Genomic DNA, 23,725 nt, shown 5'->3' with positions numbered 1-23,725 from the left:
GGGAGCGGAGTCCGGCGGAACTGCCGGGTGCGGCCGGGAGTCTTGCACAGCGGAACCGGTCCGACAAGGTCGGTCGAGACCGGTTGAACCGCAGGTTAAGCACTGGCGTCATGATCAGGAACAGCGCCGGACATGCCCGATGCACTGTTGCATACGAGACCCTCTTGAGCTTGAATCCAGCACGGCGGAGCACCGGCTGCCGAGCGGCCCGGAACTCCACCCGATCCTTTTGCGGCACTGTTCGCGACAAACCACCTGACCCCCTCCTCGCGGAGGGCTTCAGCGTGCTTCGGCACACCGAGCGGAAGGACGTCCGCCCCGTGGACGACATCCAGCGCAGCATCCGATCGATGCTGGTGGAAGACCTGTTTGTGGAGGTCCCCGAGGACCGGATCGGCCTCGACGACGGCCTGCGGACCACCTTCGGCATCGACTCGCTCGGATTCGTCGAACTGCGCGTCCAGTGCGAGGACGCGTTCGGCGTGACGATCAGCGACGAGGATTTCTACACGGAGAACTTCACCAGCATCCGAACCATTTCCGAACTCGTCCTCAAGCTCCGCCAGGAAACCGAAGCGAAGGTTTGAGAAAAACCTCTGCTGCACCGGGAATCGGTTTCCAGAAGAACCAGGAGTAAGCACCGATGGACAACGTCGGAACCCAGCAGGAAAAGCTCGACTGGTTCGACCGAGCCGCGCACATGAACCAGTACGACGGCGCGCGCCTGCCATTCGGCTGCACTGGGGCGAGCGGGATCGTCCAGCGGTTCGTGGAACTGGGGGGCGCGGACGCGGGGCGCGAGTTCGAGGTGTTCGACGCCAGCGGCGGGTACGCCAGCGCCTGCCTCGGCGCGGGGTCCCCGGTGGTGCGCGACGCGCTGGTCCGCGCCGTCGACCACGGCGAGTACGTCACCGACGAGGTCGCCTCGGTCAGCCGCGCCCGCCTGCTGTCCCGGCTGTTCGGCCGCGAAGGCCTGTGGGCCGACCGCTTCCCGGTGTCGGACTACCACGTCAGCGGGCGCAACTCCGGCTCGGAGGGCGTGGAGCTGGCGCTGCGCCTGGCGCTGGAGTCCCGGTTCGACCGGCGAAGGCTGCGCCACGCCGAGGGCAAGGCGGAGCGGGACATCGTCCTCGGCTTCGAGGGCGCCTGGCACGGCTGGACCTCCGGCCTGGTCCCGGTGCTCAACCGCAGGCACTACCGGGTCGGCCTGCCCGCCCAGGACTCCGGCGACTTCGGCGTCACCACGCGGCACATCCCCTACGGGGAGCTGGAGATCGCCGAGGAGTTCTTCGCCGAGCACGGCCACCGCGTGCTGGCCGTCGTGGTCGAGCCGGTGCAGGGCGACGCGGGCATCCTGGTGCCGCCACCCGGTTACCTGCGCGGCCTCACCGAGCTGGCCGCCTCCTCCGGCGCGCTGGTGATCGCCGACGAGGTGCTCACCTTCGCCAAGACCGGCCGGTTCTTCGGCATGACCGACGAGCGCGGCCCGATCCCCACCGACGTCACGGTCATCGGCAAGAGCCTGGGCATGGGCGCGCTGTCCACGTCGATGGTGATCGCCCGCCGCGAGCTGACCGTGCGCGCCACCGGCGCCATCGCCACCTCCGACCTGCGCCCGCTGACCTGCGAGGTGATCCGCTCCGGCATCGACCACGTGGTCTCCTCGGGCCTGCTGGAGAGCTCGGCGCACCTGGGCGGCCACCTCACCGGCCTGCTGGACGAGCTGGTGCGGTCCTTCCCCGACGTGTTCCGCGAGTCGCGCGGCCTCGGCGTCATGCACGGCGTCGAGCTGACCGAGCGCGCGGCGGACAAGCTGACCGCGTTCCGCGAGCAGGTGATCCGCTCCGGCGTGTACGTGGAGTTCATGTCCGGCGCGGGAAGGCGCTCGCACGGGCTGCGCTACGTGTTCCCCACCATGCGCGTTGCTCCGCCGCTGACCACCACGCCCGAGCAGGCGGGCGAACTGGTGGCGCGCCTGCACGAGGGCGCCCGCGCGTTCGCCGAGGCGCACCTGTGACCGCCGTGCGCCGCCGCGTCGAGCACGTGGACACCGACGCGTCCGGTCTCGTGCACTTCTCCCGCTACGCCTCGCTGATGGAGACGGCGCTGCTGGAGCACCTGGACCGGATCGGCGCCGGGCTGACCGCGCTGGCCGGGCACGGGCTCGACCTGGTGGTGGCGGAGCTGTCGATCCGCTACCACTCCCCCGCGCGCTTCCCCGACGAGCTGGACCTGCTGGTCACCAAGGTGAAGTTCGGCGTGGTGCGGCTGCGCGCCGAAACCGAGGTCCGCCGCGCGGACGGCGAGCCGCTGGCCACCGGGACCCTCACCCTCGGTGTGGTGGACCAGAGCACCGGAACCCCGACCCCGCTGCCAGAGCCGATCGCGACCCTGCTGAAGGAGCACGACCGTGGCGCACGCTGACACCACCACCCCCGAGGTGCGCGAACCCAAGCGCGCCATGGGTTTCACCGAGCTGAAGCGGTGGCTGCGGCACCGCCACCCGATGATCTACGTCGACCGGGTCGAGGAGTACGTCCCCGGTTCGCACCTGGTGTCCGTGCTCTCGGTGTCGGGCAACAACGACGCCATCGCCGGGCACTTCCCGGAGCGGGCGATCTACCCCGGCAGCCACCTGATGCAGGCCTTCGCCCAGTCCGGGATCGTGCTCTACCAGCTGGAGACCAGCCCGCTGGGCGAGGACGAGCTGACCCTGATCGGTTCGGTGAAGTCCCGCTTCACCAAGGTCGTCGTGCCCGGCGACCGGGTGCTGCTGGACGTGCGCGCCGACCGGCTGGTGTCCGGCACGTTCTTCTTCTCCTGCCGCGCCACCGTGGACGGCAAGCTCGTCGCCGCCTTCCGGGGCACCCTGGTGCGCGTCAGGACGGCGGACCTGGGCGAGCAGTTGTGGTGAGCGCGCCACCCGTCTGGATCACCGGCCTGGCCTGGACGACGGCGCTGGGCGCGGGAGCGGACCGGGTGTGGCGCGCGCTGCTGGAGGGGCGCACCGGCATCGGGCCGGTGCCCTCGCCGCACCCGCTGCGCAACACCGCGGCGGCGGCCGTGCCCGGACTGCCCGCAGAACCCGCGCGGCGCCAGCACGTGCTGGCCGCGGACACCCTGCGGTCGGCGCTCGCCGACGCGGGTCTGGTCCCGGCAGACCCGAGGTTGCACGCGGTGCTGGGCACCAGCTACGGCGCGCACGCCGACACCACCGGAGTGTCCACGATGGACACTTGGGCGCGGGACGTGACGGCCGAGCTGGGGATGGCCCGCCCGCCGGTCGTGGTGTCCACGGCCTGCTCATCGGGCTCGGACAGCGTGCTGCTGGCGGCCGAGCTGATCACCGCCGGTGAGGCCGAGATCTGCGTGTGCGGCGGGTCGGACGTGCTCACCGACGCGAAGCGGCTGGGCCACTCGGCGCTGGGCACGATGTCCCCGACCTCGTTGCGCGCCTTCGACACCCGGCACGACGGCACCCTGCTCGGCGAGGGCGCCGGGTTCCTCGTGCTGGAGTCGGCGGACTCGGCGCGGGCACGGGGCGCGCGCCCCCGCGCGGCGGTCGTCGGCGCCGGTTCGGCCAACGACGCCGCCAGCCCCGCCGCGCCGGACCTGAGCGGTGGCAGCGTGGTCCTGGCGGTGGAGCGGGCGCTGCGCGCGGCCGGTCGCGAGGCGGCCGACGTCGGCGTGGTCAACGCGCACGGCTCCGGCACACCGGTCAACGACGCGGTGGAGGCCACGAGCTTCACCGAGCTCTTCCCCACCGCGCCACCGGTCGGCTTCGCCACCAAGGGCGCGTTCGGGCACACCCTCGGCGCGACCGGGGCGCTGGAGGCGATCGCGGTGGTGCTGGCGCTGCGCGACCGGGTCGTGCCGCCGGTGCACGGCACCGAGCACGTCCTGCCGGGCTTCCCGCTGCCCCTGCCGATCGGCGGCACGACGCGGGTTCGAGACGGGCTCGGCATGAGCGTGACCCTCGGGTTCGGCGGTTTCAACACCTGCCTGCTGCTGGAGGGAGTGCCGTGGACGTGACCTCGGAGGCGTATCGGGAAGCGCTTTCCGCCACCGGCCTGCGCGTGGTCGGCGCAGGCTCGGCGCACCGCGAGGCGCTGGGACCCGAGCGCGGGACCCTGCCCTCGGTGTACGCGGACCCGGTGGCCTGGCTGGTGGCCGAGTCGGTGCGGAACGCGCTGGCGGACAGCGCCGAACCGGTCGAGCGCGACCCGGCGCAGGTCGCGGTCCTGCTGGTGAGCGCGCGCTGCACGCTGTGGACCATGACCGAGCTCGCCACGAAGGCCGTGCCGCGCGGACGCGTGTCACCGCTGAAGTTCGCGGGCGCGAGCCCCGGCGGCGCGGGCACCCTGGTGTGCCTGCTGCACGGTTTCCGTGGCCCCACCATGACGTTGTCGACGAGCCCGGCGGACGGGCTGCCCGCCGCGCGCACGGTGGCGCGGGCCTGGTTGCGCTCGGGCGCGGCGGACTACGCGCTGGTGACCGCGCACGACGCCGACGAGGCGGGCCGCCAGCACGCGCGCACCTCGGTGCTGGCCCGGTGACCGCCGACCCGCTCGCCGCGCCGGGACTTTCCGAGCGCGCGCTCGTGGACTTCCTGGCCGGGGTCGTGGAGCAGGACGCGCCCGGCGCACCACCCGCGCCGCTCCCCGAGGTCGTGGGCGCGCTCGGCCTGGAACCCGGTTCGGCCGTGCTGCTGTCCGCGCCCAACGGCGTCCGGATGCTCACCGCGTTCTTCGCCGTGCTGAGCGCGGGCTGCGTCCCCGTCCCGGTCGCGCCATCGGCGGGCGCCGGGCGGATCACCGCGCTGGCCGAGGGGATCGGGGCGTCGGCGGTGCTCGCGCCCGTGCTCGACCCGAACCGCTACGGGGCCGGGCACGTCACGCGGGTCGGCGACCTGGACCTGGTCCGCCTGCCCGGCGCGCCGCGCCCGCACCTGTCGCCGGGCGAGGTCGTGCTGACCACCTCCGGCACGTCCGGCATCGCCAGCGGCTGCGTGCACGGCGTGGACGCCCTGCTGCGCAACGCCCGGCGCCACGCCGAGGCGATCGGCCAGCGACCGGACGACACCGTGCTGGTGAACCTGCCGCTGCACTACTCGTACGGCCTGGTCGCCCAGGCGCTGGCCGCGCTGGTGACCGGTTCCCGCCTGGTGGTGTCCGGTCCGCCGTTCACCCCGGTCCAGTACCGGGAAGTCGTTGCGCGCCAAGGGGTCACGGTGTCCTCGCTGACGCCTTCCCTGGTGCGCGGGCTCACCGCGTCGGGGCCGCCGCCGGACCTGCGGGTGCTGACCGTCGGCGGCGACGCCTGCCCGCCCGAGCTGACCCGCGAGCTGCTCTCGTCCGCCCCCGGCCTGGAGCTGTACCTGACCTACGGGCTCAGCGAGGCCGGTCCGCGCGTCGCGACGCTGGCCGCGCACGCCGAGCCCGCGCACCGGCACGCGTCCACCGGCCTGCCGCTGCGGGACGTGCGCACGTCGCTGCGCCCGGTGGGCGACGGGACGGCGGAACTGCTGGTGCACACGGACACCGCGCTGCGCCGCAGGCTCCCCGCCGGGCTGCCGAGCCCGCTGGTGGCGCACCGGACCGTGGCCACCGGCGACCTGTTCACCGTCGACGACGACGGCTACCACTACTTCCGGGGCCGCCGCTCGGACTCCCTGGTGGTCAACGGGGAGAAGGTCTGGCTGCCGTCCGTGCGCGAGGCGGCGAGCGCGCTGCCCGGCGTGCACCGCGCGGTGACCCGCGTCCGGCGCGAGGACGACGGCCAGGGCTACGAGCTGGAGGTCTACGTGGACGAGCCCAGCGCCCGTCGGCAGGCCGAGATCCAGCGGGCGCTGCACCGCGTCCTGCTGCGGGCCGAGCGCCCGCGCCGCATCATCCTGAGCCCGGTGACCGACACCGGTTGGCACAAGTGAGGAAACCGATGGCCGCACCGCTGGACACCGCCCCGCTCCCGCCCGTGCTGGCGCGCGTCGCCGAGCGGGTGGAGCGCCACCCGCACGCCGAGGCCGTCCGCGCGGCGGGCCGGGTGCTGACCTACCGGGAGCTGTGGGACGAGGCCGAGACCGTGGCCGGGCGGTTGGTGGCGCTGGGCGCGGCGGGCGGCCGGGTCGGGCTGCACCTGGAGCGGTCCGCCGACCTGGTGGTGGCGATCCTGGCGGTGCTGCGCGCGGGCGCGGTGGCGGTGCCGCTGGACGTGTCGTACCCGACGGACCGGCTGGTCTACATGCGCGACAACGCGGGCGTGGGCCTGGTGATCGGCCACCGGGGACCGGTCGACCGCTTCGCCGGTCTGTCCGTTGTGGACGAACTGGGCGACGTGGTGTTCGCCCGCGTGGCCGACGCCGCCGAGCCGACCGGCGCGGAAGGCCTCGACCTGGCGTACATCGTCTACACCTCCGGTTCCACCGGGCTGCCCAAGGGCGTGCTGTACGAGCACCACAACCTGGAGAACCTGATCGCCTGGCAGATCGAGGTCAGCCGGTGCGGCGAGGGCGACCGGACGCTGCAGTTCGCGCCCGCGTCGTTCGACGTGGTGTTCCAGGAGGTGTTCACCGCGCTCGGCGAGGGCGGCGCGCTGGTGTGCTGCGACGAGGACGAGCGGCTCGACCCGCAGCTGCTGTGGGACCTGGTGGAGCGCGAGCGGGTCAACCGGCTGTTCCTGCCGTTCGTGGTGCTCCAGTCGTTGGCGCTGTTCGCCGAGGACGCCTCGCCGCAGGCGCACCCGTTGCGCGAGGTGCTGACCACGGCGGAGCAGATGCAGATCAGCGAGCGGATCAGGGCGCTGTTCACCCGGCTCCCGGACTGCCGCCTGGTGAACCAGTGGGGCACCACGGAAACGCACGTGTCGACGTGGCACGAGCTGCCCGAGGACGTGGCGTCGTGGCCGGTGCTGCCGTCGATCGGGCGGGCGGTGCGCGGGAGCGCGGTGCGGGTGTGCGACGACGACGGGCGGGTGCTGCCGGACGGCGAGGTGGGCGAGCTGTGGATCTCCGGCGCCTGCGTGGGCCCCGGTTACCTGAACCTGCCCGAGCGCACCGCGCAGGGCTACCTGCCGGACCCGCTGGACCCGACCACGCCCGCGTACCGCAGCGGTGACCTGGGGCGGGTGGCCGAGGACGGGCTGGAGTACCTGGGCAGGCGGGACACCCAGGTGAAGCTGCGGGGTTTCCGGATCGAGCTGGGCGAGATCGAGACCCTGCTGAACTCGATGCCCGAGGTGTCGGCGGCGGTCGTGGTGCTGGCGGGCGGCGCGGCGGAGGACCGGCACCTGCGGGCGCACGTGGTGCCGTCCGGGACCGACTTCTCCCCGGTGGCGGCGCTGGCGGCGCTGCGCGAGCGGCTGCCGGAGCACATGGTCCCGACGAAGGTGGAGCTGGCCGGGTCGCTGCCGCGCACCCCGAGCGGCAAGGTGGACCGGCGCACGATCTCGACCTGGTAGCCCGACCCGCGAGCGGTCGCGGTTTCCCTGCCGCACAAGGCGAACAGTGCCCGTGTCGGGCGCTAGTCCACCCCGCCGTGACCGCCCGCGCCCGCCTCCCAGTCCCGGACCGCCGACCGCACCACGGAATCCGCCGTCTCACCCGTGGCGTGGTACCGGGTCAGCAGCCCCTCCACGGCCAGCGTCGCCGCGCCGTGCGCGATGGCCCACACCCGCGCCACCGCGCCGTCCGGGTCGGGCAGGTGCTCGACCGCGGCGCGCAGCGGGACGCCGGTGCGGTCGGCGGCGGCCATGAGGGCCGGGTACTTGGGCTTGTCGAGCCGGGCGGCGAACATGACGGTGAACCGCGCGGGCGATTCGAGCGCGAACGCGACGTAGGCAGCCGCGAACTCCTCGGCCAGCCGCCCCTCCCCCGCGCTCGCCCGCGCCGCGTCGAGCACGTCGGCGAGCGCGTCGAACCCCTCGGCGGCGGCGGCGGCGAGCACGGCCTCCCGGTCGGCGAAGTGCCGGTAGGGCGCCGCGACCGACACCCCGGCCCGCCGCGCGGCCTCGGCGAGGCTGAACCCGTGCGCGCCGCGCTCCCACACCAGGTCGAGCGCCGCGTCGATCACCGCCCGCCGCAGGTCGCCGTGGTGGTACCCGCGCTTGCCCGTGCCCTCCCCGGTCACCGCACCCTCCCCGCCGTGGTTGACGAGCGAGACCCTACCCGCCTAACTTGATGTTAAAAGCTTTTACATCGAGGAGGCGGACATGCCGCTGCCGTTGGCGGACCTGCTGATCACGGGCGGTTCGGTCCTGCTCGGCGACCCCCTGGACGGCCGCTTCGAGCGGGCCGACGTGCTCGTGCGGGACGGCCTGATCGCCGCGATCGGCCCCGACCTGGAGGCTCCGGGCGCCGAGCGGGTCGACGCGACGGGCTCGTTCGTGCTGCCCGGTTTCGTGGACACCCACCACCACCTGTGGGAGGCCTCGCTGCGCGGCCTGACCGCGGACTGGAGCGCCCTGGACTTCTTCTGGGGCGTCCGGGCCCACCACGCGGGCGCGCACGAGGCGGAGGACGTGCACGCCGGGACGTACGCGGGCGCCGTGGCCGCGCTGGACGCGGGCATCACCACCGTCCTGGACGTCGCGCACGCGGTGAACACCCCCGAGCACGCCCGCGAGGGGCTGCGGGCCGTGCGGGAGGCGGGCGTGCGCGCCCTGTTCTGCTACGGCCTGACCACGACGCCGGGCGCGGAGGCGTTCACCGCCGAGCAGCGGCGGGCGGACCTGCGCGCCCTTCACACGGACGAGTTCACTTCCCCCACGGCGGCAAGTCGGGTCCGCCTGGGTGTGGCCGTGAACGACATCGGCTCGGTACCGTGGACCCAGACCCGCACCGAGTTCCACCTGGCCCGCGAGCTCGGACTGCGTTCGACGGTCCACGCGCGCTCCCTCTGGGGCGAGCTCTCCGCGCCCGAGATCACCTGGCTCCACCGCGACGGCCTGCTGTCCCCGGACCAGGTCCACGCGCACGCCAACGCCGCCACCGACGAGGAGCTGGCGCTGCTCGCCGAGGCGGGCGCCGCCGTGTCCAGCACGCCGGAGACCGAGGTGATGCTCGGCCTGGGCTACCCCGTGCTGGCGAGGACGGCCGAACTGGGCATCCCCACGGGCCTGGGCACGGACATCCAGGCGGGCAGCCCGGCGGACCCGTTCGCGTGGATGCGCGCGGCACTGCAGGCGGTCAGGGGCCAGCGGCACCAGCACGTCCTGGACACCGAGGGCAGCGCCAGCCTGACCACGCCCACCCCGTCGGTGCGCGACGTCCTGCACCACGCCACCCTGGGCGGCGCGCGGGTGCTGGGCCTGGGCGAGGTGACCGGTTCGCTGGAGGTCGGCAAGGCGGCGGACGTGCTGGTGCTGCGCGCGGACGGCGTGCACCAGCGCCCGGTGGTCGACCCGGTGGCGACCGTGGTGCTGCACTCGCGCGCGAGCGACGTGGACACCGTGCTGGTGGGCGGCGAACCGGTGAAGCGCGCCGGCCTGCTGCTGGGCGGGCGGACCGAACGCGCCACCGACCTGGCGGACGCGGTGTGGACCCGCCTGGCCCCGAGGATCGCAGCCCGAGGCGGCCTCCTGCCGCCACGCCCGGAAGGCCTCCTGAAGCACATGGCGGCGGCGGGAGCGGCGAACGCCCCGGAGTGGGCGACGAGCTGACCACTGCTCCCAGGAGCTCGCCGGAGAGCAGAGCACAGCAAGGGCTCGCCGGAAAGCAGGGCACAGGTCGGTGCGCCCGGAGCCGGGCTGGTTCCCACCCGCAACCAGCCCCCACCGGGCGCACCACCGGTCACCGCCCTCGCTCACGAACGCAGGCCACCGCCCTCGCTCACGAAAGCCAGCCACCGCGCTCGTTCACGAACGCCAGCCACCGCCTTCGCTCACGAACGCAGGCCACCGCCTCCGCTCACGAAAACCAGCCACGGCACTCGTTCACCGCTGCCGTCCACAACCATCCGCCGTGGTCACAGCACCGCGCACGCACGTCGTCCACCCCGGCGCGAAGGCCGGGTTTGACCTTGCAGTTACCTCAAGGCCCATGCTGGCCACATGGTGTTCCTGTCGATCAGCGAGTTCAGCGAGATGTGCGCGCTCCCTGCCCAAACCCTCCGCTTCTACCACTCCGAGGGCCTGCTGGTCCCCGCCCACGTCGACGAGCGAACCGGCTACCGCTCGTACGACTTCGTCCAGGTCGAACAAGCCATGCTGATCAGCACCCTGCGCGGAGCCGGGCTGAGCGTCCGGCACGTCCGCCAGGCGCTCGACGCCCCCGACACCGCGCTCGGCCTGCTCACCGAGCACCGCGAGTCCTTGCTGCGCAAGCGGAAGCTCGAAGACGAGGCGCTGCGCGACGCGGAGGTGTTCGTCTCCGACTGGCCGCAGGTGCGCGAGCACACCGTCCCGGAGCTCACGGCACTGCGAACGATCGTGCCGGGCAGCAGGGACGAGGACGTGGTCGCGGCGCGCGTGTCAGCCGCAGTGGACCGACTGCGGCACATCGCAGCGGAAGCGGGCGTCGAGCCCTCCGGACCACCGTGGAAGCAGCACGCCATGGAAACCCAGGAGCAGAAGGCGAAGATGATGGACCCGGAGGGCCACGACCTGTTCGTCGCCCTGCCCGTGCGCACCCCGATCGCCCCCGAGTCCCTGCCCGACGACGTCCACCACCACGTCCTCGAAGCGCACGAGGAAGTGTCGATCGTGCTACCGGGCAGGGACACGCTGCCGAGGCTGGGCGCGGTGTTCAACCGGCTGGTCGAGCACTCGACGCGGATCAACCGGATGATCGCCTTCTGGTCCCCTCGCTACCTGCTGCACGAGGGCAGCGTGGAGATCTCGGCGACGGTCACCGACTTCGAGGAGGGCGAGACCTTCGAGGACGAACTCCCCGAGGAGTGGTCCCCCACCCAGTAACTCCCGACGCCACCCCTCGTGCGTCGCCCCTCGTCCCCGAAGACCGACCCTGTTCCCGGAAGCAGACCGGACCACTCCTGAAAACCGGCCCAACCAGTTCCGAAAGCCGATCCAACCGGTACAAGAACCCAGTCAGACCGGTCCAAGACCTCAGTCAGACCGGCCCCGGAAACCGGTCAGGCCGGTCCCGGCAGTTGTGGCCGGTCGGTGCCACCGGTTGGCAGCAGCAGGGTGAACCGGGTCGGGGAGCGATCGGACAGCACGAGCCTGCCCCCCTCGGCCTCGGCAAGGTCACGAGCGAGCGGGAGCCCTATGCCGTGCACCCGCGTGCCGTTGCGCCCCACACCGTGCCCGTTGCCAGAACCCCCACTACCGACGCTCCCGCTACCAGCGCTCCCACTACCGGCACTTCCGCCACCAATTCCCCTGCTGCCGGTACTTCCGTTGCCCGCGCTGCCATTGCCCGCACTTCCACTACGCGCGCCTCCGCTACCGGCACTCGCGTTGCCAGTGCTCCCGTGGCCGCCGCGCGCACCGCCGCCCTGCCCGTGCTCGTCCTCACCACTTCCGCGCTCGTCCCCGGAACCGTCACCGTCCCCATCACGGACCTGGAACGGATCATCACCGTGCACCTCGCCCTCGTCCACGACGTCCACCGCGAACAGCCCGGCCGCGTCCCGCGCGGTCACCTCCACCGCGCCCCGGCCGTGCACCACGGCGTTGTCCAGCAGCACGTGCAGCACCTGCCGCACCGCGGCCTCGGCGGCGAGCGGACCGGGCGCACCGGCCACCACCACCCGCAGCGTCCGCCCGTGCAGCGCGAACTGGTCCCGCCACGTCCGGTGCAGGTCGGTCAGCAACGCCTCGGGGTCCAGCCTCGACCGCCCGTGCGTCGCGCGCGTCAACGCGAGCAGATCGTCGATGGTCCGCTCCAACCGGTCGGCCGCCTCCACACCGGTGCGGAGCGCGGGCCGCAGGTCGGCCTCGGGGGCGTCGAGCGCCGACTCCAGGTGCAGCCGCAACCCGGCGACGGGCGTGCGCAACTGGTGCGAGGCCCGTGAGGTGAACGACCGCTCCCGGCGCAGGATCTCACCGAGCCTGCGGGCCGTGGACTCCAGCGCGGTGGCGACCTGGTCGATCTCCGCGACGCTGCTGCGAGCAGGGCGGATGGTGAAGTCACCGTCACCGAGGTCGTGCGCCAGCACCGACAGCTCTTCCAGCGGCCGGGCGAGCCTGGCCGCCATCCGCTTGGCGACGAGCCACGTCAACGCGATCGCGAAGGCACCGCTGACCAGCATACCGGCCCAGACGACCATGGTCCGGCCGATCACCTCACCGGGTGGCGCGGCGGCGCGGACGACAGCCGTGACCTCCCCCTCGTCGGTGACCGGAACAGCCACGACCATGCCGTCGGAGTCGGCGACGTGCGCGGACTCGGCGGCCTGCCGGGCGAGCACGTCCTCGGCAGGTCCTTCCCCGGACAGCAACCGCCCCTGCGCGGAGTAGACGCCGATCGTCGCGGCCGGATCACTGCCCGAGCCCACGGGCGGCACGAGGCGGTCCGGGTCGTCGGCGAGCGACAGCGCGACCCGCGACGCGGCCCGCTCCAGCTCGGCGCGCTCGTTGTCGAGGTTGTACTGGGCGACCCCGAGCGCGAGCGGCAACCCGAACAGCACGGTCGCCAGAACCGCGGTCGACACGGCGAGCGCGACGAGGTGCTTGCGCAGCAACCCGACCCGTTTCGCGACGGGCACGTCGACCAGCGCGGAGCGGTCTCCCTCACGCGGGATCGGGACGTCCTCCCGACCGGACCGGGACCGCCCCTCCGGCCGCAGGTGGTGATCGGTCACGGCGCCTCAGCCCACGACCGCGACGGAGGACGAGCCGGTGACTCCTCCGGGGGAAGGCCACCACCGAACGCGCCGATCAACCGGTAGCACGCCGTGACCGACCCATCGCTCGCGACGCCCTCGCGCACCGCACCGGGAACCCACCGCGAAGGGCGGCGAAGCAGGCATGACCTGCGACTGGAGGTGCGGGTGCCGGGGTGCCCGGCCCGGTGGCGGCGTGCTCATGCCCATTAGTTTTCCAGCACAACCACCACGAGGCGCACAAAAGGGGTAAATCGCCACTTCACGGTCACACCGGGTCACCCGGTTCTCACCGTCAGCGCGACACGATCACGCCGTTCGCACCCCGATCAGCTCCGGCGAACCCGAGAGCCACGGAAAGCGAAACCACACCTCCGAGCCCTCACGAGCACCCCGCACTCGCGACCTCCCTGCGTTCGCGACCACCTCGCAGTTCGCAAGCACCCCACGGTTCGCGAGCGCCTCGCGGTGCGCGAGCGCCTCGCGTTCGCGACAAAGACCCAGTCGGGGCCCTTCTGACGTTTCCCCGCGCGGAACTCCCCACGCAAGAAGCAGGTGCAGGTGTGCCGACCAACCGCTCACGCCTGTCGGCACCGTCCTCACCGGCGGTAATCCGGTAGGCGCACTCGGAGCGCTCCAGGAGCTGCTCACCTTCGGCCCGGCAGGTGGGCGCCCAGCGTCGTCCCCAGAGCACCCGGCAGGGACAGCACCAGGAACCCGATGGCGCCCTCGGCTCCCGAGTCCAGGCTCCTCGACGGTTCTCGCAAGACAGGAATCCGCGCCCCTGCGGCACGCCGCGCACCGGATGACCAGGCGACAGCGGCGTGCTCACGGCGTGGAGCAGCACCAGCGGCGCACAACCGCGTCCCTTGAACCGCGAAACCGTCCGCACCACAGCGCCAAACCACAGCGCCACGTCACTCCGGCCGCACCACCGGACCACCGCGCCACCGCACCACAACGGGCCTGATCACAGTGTGCGGGTTCGCCGTGCGAATGGGGCGAACCCGCACCTTCCCCGATAGGGCGAACTTCACGAGCACCACCGGCGGTGCGGGATCTACCAGGTCGGCGCCGGTAGGCTCGGAAGCGACCGGGGATTCAGCTCGCGGCCAGCTCCGGCAGTTGTCGCGCGACCTCGCTGGGCGCGGGCATCCCCGCGATCTCCTCGGCGATGGCCCGCGCGGCTTCCCGGTGCCCGGCCCCGTCCTTGGGCGACAGCAGCTTGCGCACGCTCGCCGCGATCGCCTCGGCCGTCACCTGCTCACCGCGCAGCGCCACGCCCGCGCCCGCCGCGCTGACCGCGTCGGCGTTGCTGAACTGGTCCGCGCCCTGCGGCAGGAACAGCTGCGGCACGCCCGTGGCCAGCGAGGCCAGCGTGGTGCCGCTGCCCCCGTGGTGCACGACGACCGAGGCGTGCGGCAGCAGCGCGCCCTGGGACACCCACTCGTGCGCCGTGGTGCCCTCGGGCAGCGGGCCGAGCTCCTGCGGGTGCACCCGCCCGGTCGACACCACGACCTGCGCGCCCACCCCGGCGAGCGCCCGCACGGCGGTGCTGAGCAGGCCTGCGGTGGCGAACGCGGTGCCGAGGGTGAGGTACACCAGCGGCTTCGAGGTGTCCCGCTCGGGAACCGCGCCCGGCTCGGGCAGCGCGACCGGGCGCAGTTCCACGCGCCGTTCGACCGCCATGAACTCCTTGTCCTGCAAGGACGGCGGACAGACGTCCAGGTGCGGCCTGCCGGTGCCGAACGGCCGGTCGAAGCCGATGCCCTCGTCGAACATCCGGCCGAACCCGTGCCACAGCGCGGGGATGCCCGCGCGCTCGGCGGCGACCGCCGCGCCCGGAACCCCCCAGCCGTGCACGACCAGGTCGGGTTCCAGGCGGGCGAGCTCGGGTTCCAGGTCCTCCGGGTACAGCTCGTAGAAGGCGTCGGCGGGCCGGAACGGTCGCAGGTCTTGCGCCGCCAGCGCCGGGTGCACGCTCTCCCCCGCCGCGAAGTGGACTTCGTGGCCGGCCTCTCGGGTTGCGACGGCCAGGGGGATCATCGGGAAGGTGTGACCGGGAGACGCCAGGGCGGCGAAGAGCACGCGCATGGCGAGACCCTACTCACCACGCCACGGGCAGCTCCCGCAGACCTCCGACGAGCAAGCCCTCCACCCGGCGCAGCCCGCTCACCGGAACGGCCAGTCTCAGGCCTGGCAGACGGCGCAGCAGCGCGGTCAGCGCGGCCTGCAGCTCGGTGCGGGCGAGCGCTTGCCCGAGGCAGGAGTGCGCGCCCGCCCCGAAGGACAGGTGCGGGTTGGGGGTTCGGCCCAGGTCCATCTCCCCCGCGCGCTCGAACGCCTCGTCGTCGCGGTTCGCCGAGGCCATGCTGCACACGACGGTCGTACCTGCGGGCAGCACGGTCCCGGCCACGGCCAGCTCGGCGTCCAGGTAGCGCACCATGCCGAAACCGGGGTTGGCGTCCAGCCGCAGCGCCTCCTCCACCGCGGACCGCACCAGCGCGGGCTCGGCGACCAGCCGCTCCCACTCCTCCCGGTCGGCGAGCAGCATCGCGACCATCTTGGCGATCATGTTCGCGGTGGTCTCGTGCCCGGCGACCAGCAGTCCCTGCGCGGTGGCCACGAGCTGGGCGTCCGACATGGGCTGCCCCTCGGCGGCGGTGGCCGTGATCAGCTCGCCGATCAGGTCGTCACCGGGATCGGCCCGCTTGGCGGCGACGTGGAACGCCATGTACTCGACGAACTCCGCCTGCGCCGACGCGATCTCGGCCTGGGTGTAGCGGGTCATGCTGAGCAGGGTGTCCGACCAGTGCGCGAACCGGTCCCGGTCCGAGTCTGGGACGCCGAGCATGGTGCAGATCACCCACACCGGCAGGGGGAACGCGAAACCGGCCTTGAGGTCGCCGGGCGCGCCGCGCTCCACGAGCTCGTCGAGCAGCCGATCGGCCATGTCCTCGATGCCGGGGCGCAGCGCGGCCATCCGCTTCGCGGTGAACCAGCGGTTGAGCAGCCGCCGCCAGCGCAGGTGGCCCTCGCCGCTCTGCGGCAGGACGGTGGACATGTCGCTGGTGAACACCCCGCCGGACTCCTGCTCGCCCACCCGCGCGCCCTCGCCCGCCGGGCTGACGCGGCTGAAGCGCGGGTCGGCCAGGACGGTGCGGACGTCGGCGTAGCGGGTGACCAGGGTGGCGGTGTCGCCGCTGGGCAGGGTGACGGGGGCGGCGGGGCGGTCGGCGCGCAGCGCGGCCCACTCGGTGGGCGGGTCGAGCACGGCGGGGCCGGTGAACGGGTAGCGCAGCTGGTCGGCCACGGTCTCTCCTGTCGGTCGCTGGGTGGCGGCGGGGTGGAGGCGGTGGTTCGGGAGCGGCGGTCGGTGACGCGGTTCGGGGGACGCGGTTCAGCGCCGGGCGGGCGCGGGGTCCGGCGGCCCCGCCGCGCCGGGGAGCGCGGCGGGGCGGTCGGCTACCAGGTCACGGGCAGCTCGTACACCCCGTACACGAACCCGTCGTGCTTGAACGGCACCGACTCGAAGTCGGTCGCCAGCCGCAGCTCGGGCACCTGCCGGTACAGCGTCCGGTACACCACCTCCAGCTCCAGCCGGGCGAGCGGCTGGCCGAGGCACTGGTGCACGCCGAACCCGAACGCCAGGTGGTGCCGCGCGGACCGGGTGATGTCGAGCCGGTCGGGGTCGTCGAAGGCCCTCGGGTCGCGGTTGGCGATGTCGGTGGGCAGCACGAGCCCCTCACCGGCCTTGACCGGGCAGCCCGCGACCTCCATGTCCTCGGTGGCGAACCTGCGCCGCCCGCCGTGGGTGATGTTGAGGTAGCGCAGCAGCTCCTCCACGGCGGACGCGGCGAGCGCCGGGTCGTCGGAGTCGCGCAGCAGGGCGAACTGGTCGGGGTGGCGCAGCAGCAGCAACGTGCTGAGCGCGATCATGTTCGCGGTGGTCTCGTGCCCGGCGATCAGCAGCAGCACGGCCATGGAGGTGGCCTGCTCCATGGTCAGCTCACCGGCCTCGACCTTGCCCGCGAGCCGGGAGACCAGGTCGTCGCCGGGGTTGTCGAGCTTGGCCGCGACCAGGCCGCCGAGGTACTGGGCGAGCGCCCCTGAGGCCTCGGCGCGCTGCTCGGGGGTGGAGTTGCGGTTGATGATGCGCTTGCTGTTGTCCTGGAAGAAGTCGTGGTCGCTGTAGGGGACGTCGAGCAGCTCGCAGATCACCAGCGACGGGACCGGGAGCGCGAACGCCTCCACCAGGTCGACCGGCTTGGGGCCCGCGAGGAGCTGGGCGACGGCGTCGTCCACGACGCGCTGCACCATGGGGCGCATGGCGGCGACGTTCTTGATGGTGAACGCCGAGCCGACCATGCGCCGCTGGCGGGCGTGCTCGGGGTCGTCCATGCCGATGAAGCTGAGCGAACCGGCGCGGCCGGGGGCCTGGCGCGGGTAGCGCTCGTGGGTCATGTCGGCGCTGACCCTGGGGTCGGACAGCACGGCGCGCTGCTCGGCGTGCCGGGTGACCAGCCACGGGGTGCTGCCGTCCCACAGCCGCACGCGGGTGATGGCGGCCTGCTCCTGCAGGTCGTTGAGCTCGCGCGGCGGGTCGAACGGGCAGCCCTGTGACCTGGGCATCGGGTAGTCCGGGATCTCGGTGGTCTCGGCCCCTGCGGGGACCTGCGTGCTGGTCATGCTCGTCCTTCCGGGGTGGTGCGGAGGGCAGCGCTCGGAGCGGTTCTGTCGGGGGTGGGCGCTACCGTGGTCAGCGCGGTCGTCAACGCGGGAGCCACTGCTCCCGCCGCTGCGCCCTGCGCGAGAGCGGGCGGGGTCTGCGCGACGGGCAGGGTCGGTCCGGCGGGCGCGACGGCGGGCACGCGCGCGGCAGCCAGCCCTTCCGGCGTGAGCAGCCGCTGGCGGGTCTGCCTGGCCTGCTTGGGCATGTTCCAGCCGATGACGCCGGTCACCAGGCCGCCGCTGCGGTAGACGGCGGTGAACCGCCGGGCGGCCGGGTCGCCGTCCTCGACGGTCACCTCGGCGTCGGCGGGCAGCACGCCGTGCACGTGGACCTTGGCGTCGAACTGGTCGGTCCAGAAGTACGGCACGGGCGCGTACTCGACCGGTGCGCCGAGGAGGTTGTCGGCGACGGCGGCTGCCTGCTCGGTGGCGTTGGTGCGGTTCTCCAGCCGCACCAGGCGACCGAGGCCGGGGTGCTGCCAGCGGGCCACGTCGCCGACCGCGTAGACGCCGTCGGCGGCCCGGCAGTTCGCGTCGCACACCACGCCGTTGTCGAGCGCGAGGCCGCTGCCCTCCAGCCACTCGGTGCAGGGCACGGCCCCGAGCGCGACCACGACCACGTCGGCGGGCAGCACCTCGCCGCCGTCGAGCCGCACGCCGGTGACCCGACCACCCTCGGCCTCCAGCCCGAGGACGGCCGTGCCCAGCCGCAGCCGCACGCCGCGCTCGGCGTGCAGCTCGCGGAGCAGCCCGGACACCAGCGGTCCGAGCTGGGCGGCGAGCGGGGCGTCCTGCGGTCCGGCGAGCACGACGTCCAGGCCGAGCCCGCGCGCGGTGGCGGCGGCCTCCGCGCCGAGCACCCCGTCGCCGACCACGACGACGCGGCGGCCGGGCAGCAGGTCGGCCCGCAGCGCGAGCGAGTCCTCCAGGGTGCGCAGCACGTGCACCCCGGCGAGCCCGTCCTGCCCCGGCAGGGCGCGCGGTCGCACGCCCGTCGCGATGACGACGGCGTCGGCGGTGTGCTCGGCTCCCGAGGCGGTGCGGACGGTGCGGGTGGCGACGTCGAGCGCGACGGCCGGGTCGCCGAGGTGGAACTCGGCGTTCAGGTCGGCGAGCACCTCGGCGGTGCGCAGGCGTGCCCGCTCGGGCTCCCAGGCGCCCGCGAGCACCTGCTTGGACAGCGGCGGCCGGTCGTAGGGCGGGTGCGCCTCGGCCCCGAGCAGGGTGAGGCGGCCGGTGAAGCCCTTGCGGCGCAGCGCCTCCGCCGTGGACAGGCCGGCTGCGGCGGCGCCGACGACCAGCACGTGGCCGGGGTGGCCCGCGCCCTCCCCGGCCGGGCCCCCGCTCGCCCCCTGCCCGTCGGCGGAACCGGTGGTCCCGACGTGGCTCACTGCGCCTCCGCCAGCGCGATCGCGGCGGCCGGGCAGACGCTCGCGGCCTCGTGGACGGCCGCGTGCAACTCGGCGCCGGGCTCCGGGTCCAGCAGCACCACCACGCCGTCCTCGTCGCGCTGGTCGAACACCTCCGGCGCGGCCAGCACGCAGGAACCCGCGCCGCAGCACTTGCCTTCGTCGACGGTGATCTTCATCGGGCACTCCAATCGGGGGAGGGTTGGCGGTCGCGGCGCGGGCCGGTCGGGGTGACCGGCGCGAGCCACAGGCCGACGATCGCGTCGACCAGCCCGGTCGCCGTGGCGTCCCAGCTGGTCTTGGTGGTCGGCTCGCCCCGCGCCAGCGCGGCCTCGCGCTCGGCGCAGGTGTGGGACAGCAGGGTGCGGGCCATGTCACCGCGCTCCAGGTGCACGGGCAGCGGCAGCGCGGGCAGGCAGCGGTTGAGGCCCTCGACGACCTGCCGCACCGTCCCGCCGCTGAGCGCGTCGTCGACCACGACCTGGCGCAGGACCGGGTCGGTGAGCACCTGGGCGGCGAACCGGGCGTACCAGCTCGGGCTGCCCAGCGCTTCGAGGTGCTCGGTGTACGGGCGGATCAGGCAGTCCACCCAGTGGCGCACGTCCAGGCTGTCCCCGGCGGCGGCGAGCATCGCGGCGCGGGCCCGCTCGACCGGTTCGGCGTGCCTGCGCACGATCTCGCGGACCAGCTCGACCCGGCTGCCGAAGTGGTACCCGACGGCGAAGTTGTTGCCCTGCCCGGCGGCCTCGCCGACCTGCCGGTTGGACACCGCGCTCACGCCGCGCTCGGCGAACAGCCGCTCGGCGGCGGCCAGTATCACCTCGCGCGTCTCGGCGGCCCGGTCGTTCCGGCGGGAGGGGCCGTCGCCCTGATGGGAGGGGGTCACGGGCGCTCCCCGGTTTTCCGCCGGACGCGCCGCCGCGAGCCGGGTGGGATGAGGTGGGTCGGCGCGGCTGCGCGCGGGGAGGTCGCGGCGTTGAACGGCATGGTGCCGAACGCAGCGGTCGCGGTGCGGGCCAATCCGGCCGCGCACTGCGTGTTCCCGACCGGTGGAGTGCGGATCGGCGTAGTCGTGGAAGGCGTGGTGCGCGGCGCTCTCTCGCCGGGATCGCTCTCGTGGTGGTCGCTCGGGGGCATGGAGTCCTCCAGCGCGGTGTCGTCGGGGATGACTCCAGATAGCCACAGCTCTCCGTTTGAGTCAAGCGACTGACTTACGAAATGCGCGGTAACGCCCCACGGCCACCACGATGGGCGAATTGCCCCCGCGCCACTCCGCCGAACCCGAACCCAGGCCGAACCCGATCGCACGACCAACCGCAGCCGCGCCCGCTCGACACCCGCTCGACCGACCGGTCACAGCCATACCCGATCCGCGCTCACCCGACCGACCGGTCACAGCCGCACCCGACCCGCGCCCCGCTGGCCGACCGGCCACGCTCGACACACGTCCGACCGACCGGCAGGCCACGCATAACAAACGCCTGCCCGGCAGGCCTGCCACGCAGGCACCCGACCGGCGTCCGTCCGGCTCACCAGCCGCAGCCGTGTTCACCCCGCCGCACGGCTCACCGACTACAGCCGCATCCACCCCACGGCACGGCCCGCCTGCCACAGCCGCGTTCACCCCGCTGCACAGCCCGCCTGCCATAGCCGCATCCACTCCGCCGCACAGCCCGCCTGCCACGACCACGCTCGCCCCGCCTGCCACGACCATGCTCGCCCCGCCGCCCGACCAGTCCACGAAACCCGACCAGCACCCACCCAGTCCGCCCGCCGAACCCGACACACGCCCAACCAGCGCGTTCACCACACCTGACCGGCAGGCGCCCAGCCTGTTCACCGCGCCCACCCCACGTCCACCCGGCCGATCAGCCGCCCCCTCGCGCGCACCACGCCAACCGGGCCGCCCCGCCGACCAGGCCCACGACGTCAGCCCCGTCCCCCCGCCAACGCCCACCCCCGGTCGCCCCGCCGAGCCTTCTACCCGCGCCCGACCCGCTCCCCCACCGTGTTGTCCGGCGCGGTCCACAGCCCGGTGATCGCGTCCACCAAACCGCGCGCCGCACCGTCCCACGTGTCGCGCGGCGTCGCCACCCCCTCGGCCAGCGCTCGCTCCCGCTCCGCGCACACCTGCACGATCAGGTGCCACACCATCCGCTCCCGCCCGAACCGCACCTCCGGCGCGACCTCCGGGGGCAGGTGCGCGCGCAACCGCTCCAGCACGAGCCCCATCCCCGGCGTGGTCATCACCTCGGCCGCCGCGACCAGCCGCAGCGCCGGATCGGTCACCACCTGCGCGACGAACCGCGCGTACCAGGTGATCCCGCCCGGAGCCACGACGTCGGCGCGCCCGGCCAGGTCGGCCAGGTGCGCGGTGACCGGTCGCACCAGGCAGTCGACCCAGTCGCGCAGCACCGGCGAGTCCCCGGCGCGGGCGACCATGTCCGCCCGCAGCGCCTCGACGGGCAGGCCGTGCCGCCGCACGATCGCCCTGACCAGGTCGATTTTGGTCCCGAAGTGGTACCCGACGGCCGCGTTGTTGCCCTGCCCGGCCGCCGCGCTGACCTGCCGGTTGGACACCGCGTGCAGGCCGCGCTCGGCGAACAGCCGCTCGGCGGTGTCCAGGATGCGGGCGCGCGTGGTCTCGTTGTGGAGCCGCCTCACCGGGGGACCTCCTCCGCCTCAGGTCGATTCGGGACGCCCCCGGACAGTTCGGACACCGGCGCGGGCGCGTGCGGGACAGTGAAGCCGTCCGGGTTAACCTAAGTCAAGCAACTGATTTAACCCCCTGCCGAACCCCGCCCTCCCGGAAGGCCGACTCACCATGTCCAGCGCACGCCCGCACACGCCAGCAGCCCCCTCTGCGCCACCGGGGGCGAACACCGTCGTCTGGGTGCTGGCCTTCACCGGGATCGTCGTCTCGCTCATGCAGACGGTCGTGATCCCCCTGGTCCCGCAGTTCCCGAAGCTGCTGAACGCCGACCCCGCCGACACCGCCTGGGCGATCACCGCGACCCTGCTGGCCGCCGCCGTCGCCACGCCCACCGTGGGCAGGCTCGGCGACATGCACGGCAAGCGCCGGATGCTGCTGATCAGCATCGTGCTGCTGGTCGCGGGCTCGGTCGTGGGCGCGCTCAGCGACAGCCTCGGTCCGATGATCGTCGGCCGGGTGCTCCAGGGCCTGGCGTCCGGCGTGATCCCGCTGGGCATCAGCATCATGCGTGACGAGCTGCCCGCCGAGAAGCTCGGTTCGGCGACCGCGCTGATGAGCGCCTCGCTCGGCGTCGGAGGCGCGCTGGGTCTGCCGCTGGCCGCGGTGCTGGTGGAGCAGTTGGACTGGCATGTGCTGTTCTGGGCCGCCGCAGGCCTCGGCGTGATCGCCGGGGTGCTCGTGGTCGCGCTGGTGCCGGAATCAGCGGTGCGCTCGGGCGGCCGGTTCGACCTGGTGGGCGCGCTCGGCCTGTCCGTGGTGCTGGTGTGCCTGCTGCTGGCGGTGTCCAAGGGCGCGCAGTGGGGTTGGGGCAGCGCGCTGACGCTGGGCCTGCTCGGCGGCGCGGTCGTCGCGCTGGCCGCGTGGAGCTGGTGGGAGCTGCGCGCGGCCGAACCGCTGGTGGACCTGCGCACCAGCGCGAGCCCCCAGCTCCTGCTGACCAACGCCGCCTCGGTGGTCTTCGGGTTCGCGATGTTCGCGATGTCCCTGGTGATGCCGCAGCTGCTGCAACTGCCCGCGTCCACCGGCTACGGCCTCGGCCAGTCCCTGCTCGGCGTCGGCCTGGTGCTCGCCCCGTCCGGCCTGGTCATGATGGCGATGGCGCCGCTGTCCGCGCGGCTGTCGCGGGAGCGCGGCCCCAAGGTCACCCTGATCACCGGCGCGCTCGTGGTCACGGTCGGCTACGGGCTCAACGTGGTGCTGATGAGCGAGATCTGGCACCTGGTGCTGGTGTCGAGCATCATCGGCGCGGGCATCGGCCTGTCCTACGGCGCGCTGCCCGCGCTGGTGATGTCCGCCGTCCCGGTCTCGGAGACCGCAGCCGCGAACAGCCTCAACACCCTCATGCGCTCGATCGGCACGTCGCTGTCCAGCGCGGTCGCGGGCGTGATCCTGACCCAGCTGACCACAGCGGCGGGCCTGCCGTCGCAGCAGGCGTTCCAGGTGATCATGGCCGTGGGCGCGGGCGCCGCGCTGTCCGCAGCGGGCGTGGCCGCGCTGCTGCCCGGCACAGGCCGCGTGGTCGTGGAACAGCCTGCCACGGCAGCCACCGCGACCCGCTGACCCAGCCCAGTCCGACCAGCCCCGACACCACCGCACCCGCACGACCGCTCTGCCTGCACCACCAGCTCCAGCACGTCCCACCTGACCCCGACCGGGACCGGTCGGGGTCAGGTGGACCCGCCTCAGCGACAGCACGAGGTCGACCACCAACAGCTAGCGGAATCAACGCGCAGCACCGAGTACAGCTCAGAGCGACCGCCGACAACTAGTGGCGTGTCTCGGAGGGTTGACCCGGTAATCGGTCTGGTGGGCTGATCGGCCAGGCTGGTCTCGCATGTCGAGTGCGGGAGGTGGCTGTGGCTCGTCGACCGAGCGTGTTTGTCCGGCCCTTATCGATGGAGGAGGGCCGGAAGATCCAGCGGATCACCAGGACCTCGAAGGATCCGGTGCGGCTGCGGCGGGCGATCGTGGTGCTGATGTCGGGCCAGGGTCAGGCGGTCCGGGACATCACCTCGTTGATGCAGGTGAGCGAGGACTACGTGCGTGAGGTGATCCACACGTTCAACGAGCGGGGGTTCACGGCGCTGGACCCA

At 73.4% G+C, this 23,725-nt stretch carries 21 protein-coding genes; 12 read left to right on the top strand and 9 right to left on the bottom strand.

Features of this window, described 5'->3' with window-relative positions; all coding sequences use genetic code 11:
- Positions 1 to 320 precede the first annotated feature (320 nt).
- Genes amcB through LV78_RS39315 form a run of 8 tightly spaced genes read left to right on the top strand, consistent with a single transcriptional unit; the run spans position 321 to position 7,455 of the window.
- Positions 321 to 587, top strand: a complete 267-nt coding sequence (gene amcB, locus LV78_RS39350) for a cispentacin biosynthesis acyl carrier protein AmcB (protein WP_253851317.1) — start codon at positions 321 to 323, stop codon at positions 585 to 587.
- A gap of 56 nt (positions 588 to 643) precedes the next feature.
- Positions 644 to 2,017 carry an amipurimycin biosynthesis protein AmcC gene (gene amcC / locus LV78_RS39345; protein WP_253851316.1) on the top strand — a complete coding sequence of 458 codons (1,374 nt, stop codon included), beginning with the start codon at positions 644 to 646 and terminating at the stop codon, positions 2,015 to 2,017.
- Complete coding sequence (locus LV78_RS39340) at positions 2,014 to 2,424, top strand: acyl-CoA thioesterase (RefSeq protein ID WP_253851315.1); 411 nt, start codon at positions 2,014 to 2,016, stop codon at positions 2,422 to 2,424. Before amcC ends, LV78_RS39340 begins: the two co-directional genes overlap by 4 nt.
- Positions 2,411 to 2,914 (top strand): cispentacin biosynthesis cyclizing decarboxylase AmcE, encoded by a 504-nt coding sequence (gene amcE, locus LV78_RS39335; protein WP_253851314.1) that lies wholly within the window; start codon positions 2,411 to 2,413, stop codon positions 2,912 to 2,914. The genes LV78_RS39340 and amcE overlap by 14 nt, the downstream gene beginning before the upstream one ends.
- Complete coding sequence (amcF, locus tag LV78_RS39330) at positions 2,911 to 4,032, top strand: cispentacin biosynthesis acyltransferase subunit AmcF (RefSeq protein WP_253851313.1); 1,122 nt, start codon at positions 2,911 to 2,913, stop codon at positions 4,030 to 4,032. The genes amcE and amcF overlap by 4 nt, the downstream gene beginning before the upstream one ends.
- Positions 4,023 to 4,556, top strand: coding sequence for a cispentacin moiety biosynthesis protein AmcG (gene amcG / locus LV78_RS39325; RefSeq protein WP_253851312.1), 534 nt, complete (start codon positions 4,023 to 4,025; stop codon positions 4,554 to 4,556). Before amcF ends, amcG begins: the two co-directional genes overlap by 10 nt.
- Positions 4,553 to 5,929 carry an adenylate-forming 2-oxoglutaryl-ACP ligase AmcH gene (gene amcH / locus LV78_RS39320; RefSeq protein ID WP_253851311.1) on the top strand — a complete coding sequence of 459 codons (1,377 nt, stop codon included), beginning with the start codon at positions 4,553 to 4,555 and terminating at the stop codon, positions 5,927 to 5,929. The genes amcG and amcH overlap by 4 nt, the downstream gene beginning before the upstream one ends.
- An 8-nt stretch (positions 5,930 to 5,937) precedes the next feature.
- Complete coding sequence (locus LV78_RS39315) at positions 5,938 to 7,455, top strand: amino acid adenylation domain-containing protein (RefSeq protein WP_253851310.1); 1,518 nt, start codon at positions 5,938 to 5,940, stop codon at positions 7,453 to 7,455.
- A gap of 62 nt (positions 7,456 to 7,517) precedes the next feature.
- Here the strand turns inward: LV78_RS39315 and LV78_RS39310 are convergent, their stop codons facing one another.
- The gene (locus LV78_RS39310) at positions 7,518 to 8,123 is read right to left on the bottom strand and encodes a TetR/AcrR family transcriptional regulator (RefSeq protein ID WP_253851309.1); all 606 of its coding nucleotides are present in this window, start codon (positions 8,121 to 8,123) and stop codon (positions 7,518 to 7,520) included.
- Positions 8,124 to 8,205: 82 nt separating this feature from the next.
- Between LV78_RS39310 and LV78_RS39305 the strand changes: the two genes are divergently transcribed.
- Together LV78_RS39305 and LV78_RS39300 are read left to right on the top strand one after the other, a co-directional pair.
- Positions 8,206 to 9,654: an amidohydrolase family protein gene (locus LV78_RS39305; protein WP_253851308.1), complete on the top strand. Its 1,449-nt coding sequence runs from the start codon at positions 8,206 to 8,208 to the stop codon at positions 9,652 to 9,654.
- Between the two features lie 390 nt (positions 9,655 to 10,044).
- Positions 10,045 to 10,908 carry a MerR family transcriptional regulator gene (locus LV78_RS39300; RefSeq protein WP_253851307.1) on the top strand — a complete coding sequence of 288 codons (864 nt, stop codon included), beginning with the start codon at positions 10,045 to 10,047 and terminating at the stop codon, positions 10,906 to 10,908.
- A 176-nt stretch (positions 10,909 to 11,084) separates the two neighbouring features.
- On the opposite strand, the gene LV78_RS39295 is transcribed toward LV78_RS39300, so the two are convergent.
- From LV78_RS39295 to LV78_RS39260, 8 genes are all read right to left on the bottom strand, one after another.
- Entirely contained in the window at positions 11,085 to 12,758 is a 1,674-nt protein-coding gene (locus LV78_RS39295) for a histidine kinase dimerization/phospho-acceptor domain-containing protein (protein ID WP_253851306.1), read from the bottom strand.
- A 1,122-nt stretch (positions 12,759 to 13,880) separates the two neighbouring features.
- Positions 13,881 to 14,873, bottom strand: a complete 993-nt coding sequence (locus LV78_RS39290; protein WP_253851305.1) for a glycosyltransferase — start codon at positions 14,871 to 14,873, stop codon at positions 13,881 to 13,883.
- A 13-nt stretch (positions 14,874 to 14,886) separates the two neighbouring features.
- Positions 14,887 to 16,092 carry a cytochrome P450 gene (locus tag LV78_RS39285; RefSeq protein ID WP_253851304.1) on the bottom strand — a complete coding sequence of 402 codons (1,206 nt, stop codon included), beginning with the start codon at positions 16,090 to 16,092 and terminating at the stop codon, positions 14,887 to 14,889.
- Positions 16,093 to 16,244: 152 nt separating this feature from the next.
- Positions 16,245 to 17,468 (bottom strand): cytochrome P450, encoded by a 1,224-nt coding sequence (locus LV78_RS39280; protein WP_253851303.1) that lies wholly within the window; start codon positions 17,466 to 17,468, stop codon positions 16,245 to 16,247.
- Positions 17,465 to 18,901 carry an NAD(P)/FAD-dependent oxidoreductase gene (locus LV78_RS39275; RefSeq protein ID WP_372495052.1) on the bottom strand — a complete coding sequence of 479 codons (1,437 nt, stop codon included), beginning with the start codon at positions 18,899 to 18,901 and terminating at the stop codon, positions 17,465 to 17,467. The genes LV78_RS39280 and LV78_RS39275 overlap by 4 nt, the downstream gene beginning before the upstream one ends.
- Positions 18,898 to 19,098: a ferredoxin gene (locus tag LV78_RS39270; RefSeq protein WP_253851302.1), complete on the bottom strand. Its 201-nt coding sequence runs from the start codon at positions 19,096 to 19,098 to the stop codon at positions 18,898 to 18,900. The genes LV78_RS39275 and LV78_RS39270 overlap by 4 nt, the downstream gene beginning before the upstream one ends.
- Positions 19,095 to 19,805, bottom strand: a complete 711-nt coding sequence (locus LV78_RS39265) for a TetR/AcrR family transcriptional regulator (protein WP_253851301.1) — start codon at positions 19,803 to 19,805, stop codon at positions 19,095 to 19,097. Before LV78_RS39265 ends, LV78_RS39270 begins: the two co-directional genes overlap by 4 nt.
- A gap of 1,094 nt (positions 19,806 to 20,899) precedes the next feature.
- A complete protein-coding gene (locus tag LV78_RS39260; RefSeq protein WP_253851300.1) occupies positions 20,900 to 21,583 on the bottom strand; it encodes a TetR/AcrR family transcriptional regulator in 684 nt (227 codons plus the stop codon).
- Positions 21,584 to 21,743: 160 nt separating this feature from the next.
- On the opposite strand from LV78_RS39260, the gene LV78_RS39255 reads away from it, so the two are divergent.
- On the top strand, positions 21,744 to 23,192 hold the full coding sequence (locus LV78_RS39255) for an MFS transporter (RefSeq protein WP_253851299.1): 1,449 nt from the start codon (positions 21,744 to 21,746) through the stop codon (positions 23,190 to 23,192).
- Positions 23,193 to 23,527: 335 nt separating this feature from the next.
- Positions 23,528 to 23,725: helix-turn-helix domain-containing protein (locus LV78_RS39250; RefSeq protein ID WP_253851298.1), on the top strand; the 198-nt coding region annotated here is incomplete at its 3' end.

Source organism: Actinosynnema pretiosum (assembly GCF_024171695.1).
GTDB lineage: Bacteria > Actinomycetota > Actinomycetes > Mycobacteriales > Pseudonocardiaceae > Actinosynnema > Actinosynnema pretiosum.
Note: the sequence above shows the minus strand (reverse complement) of the source record. Positions and strands in the feature narration are given on the sequence as shown.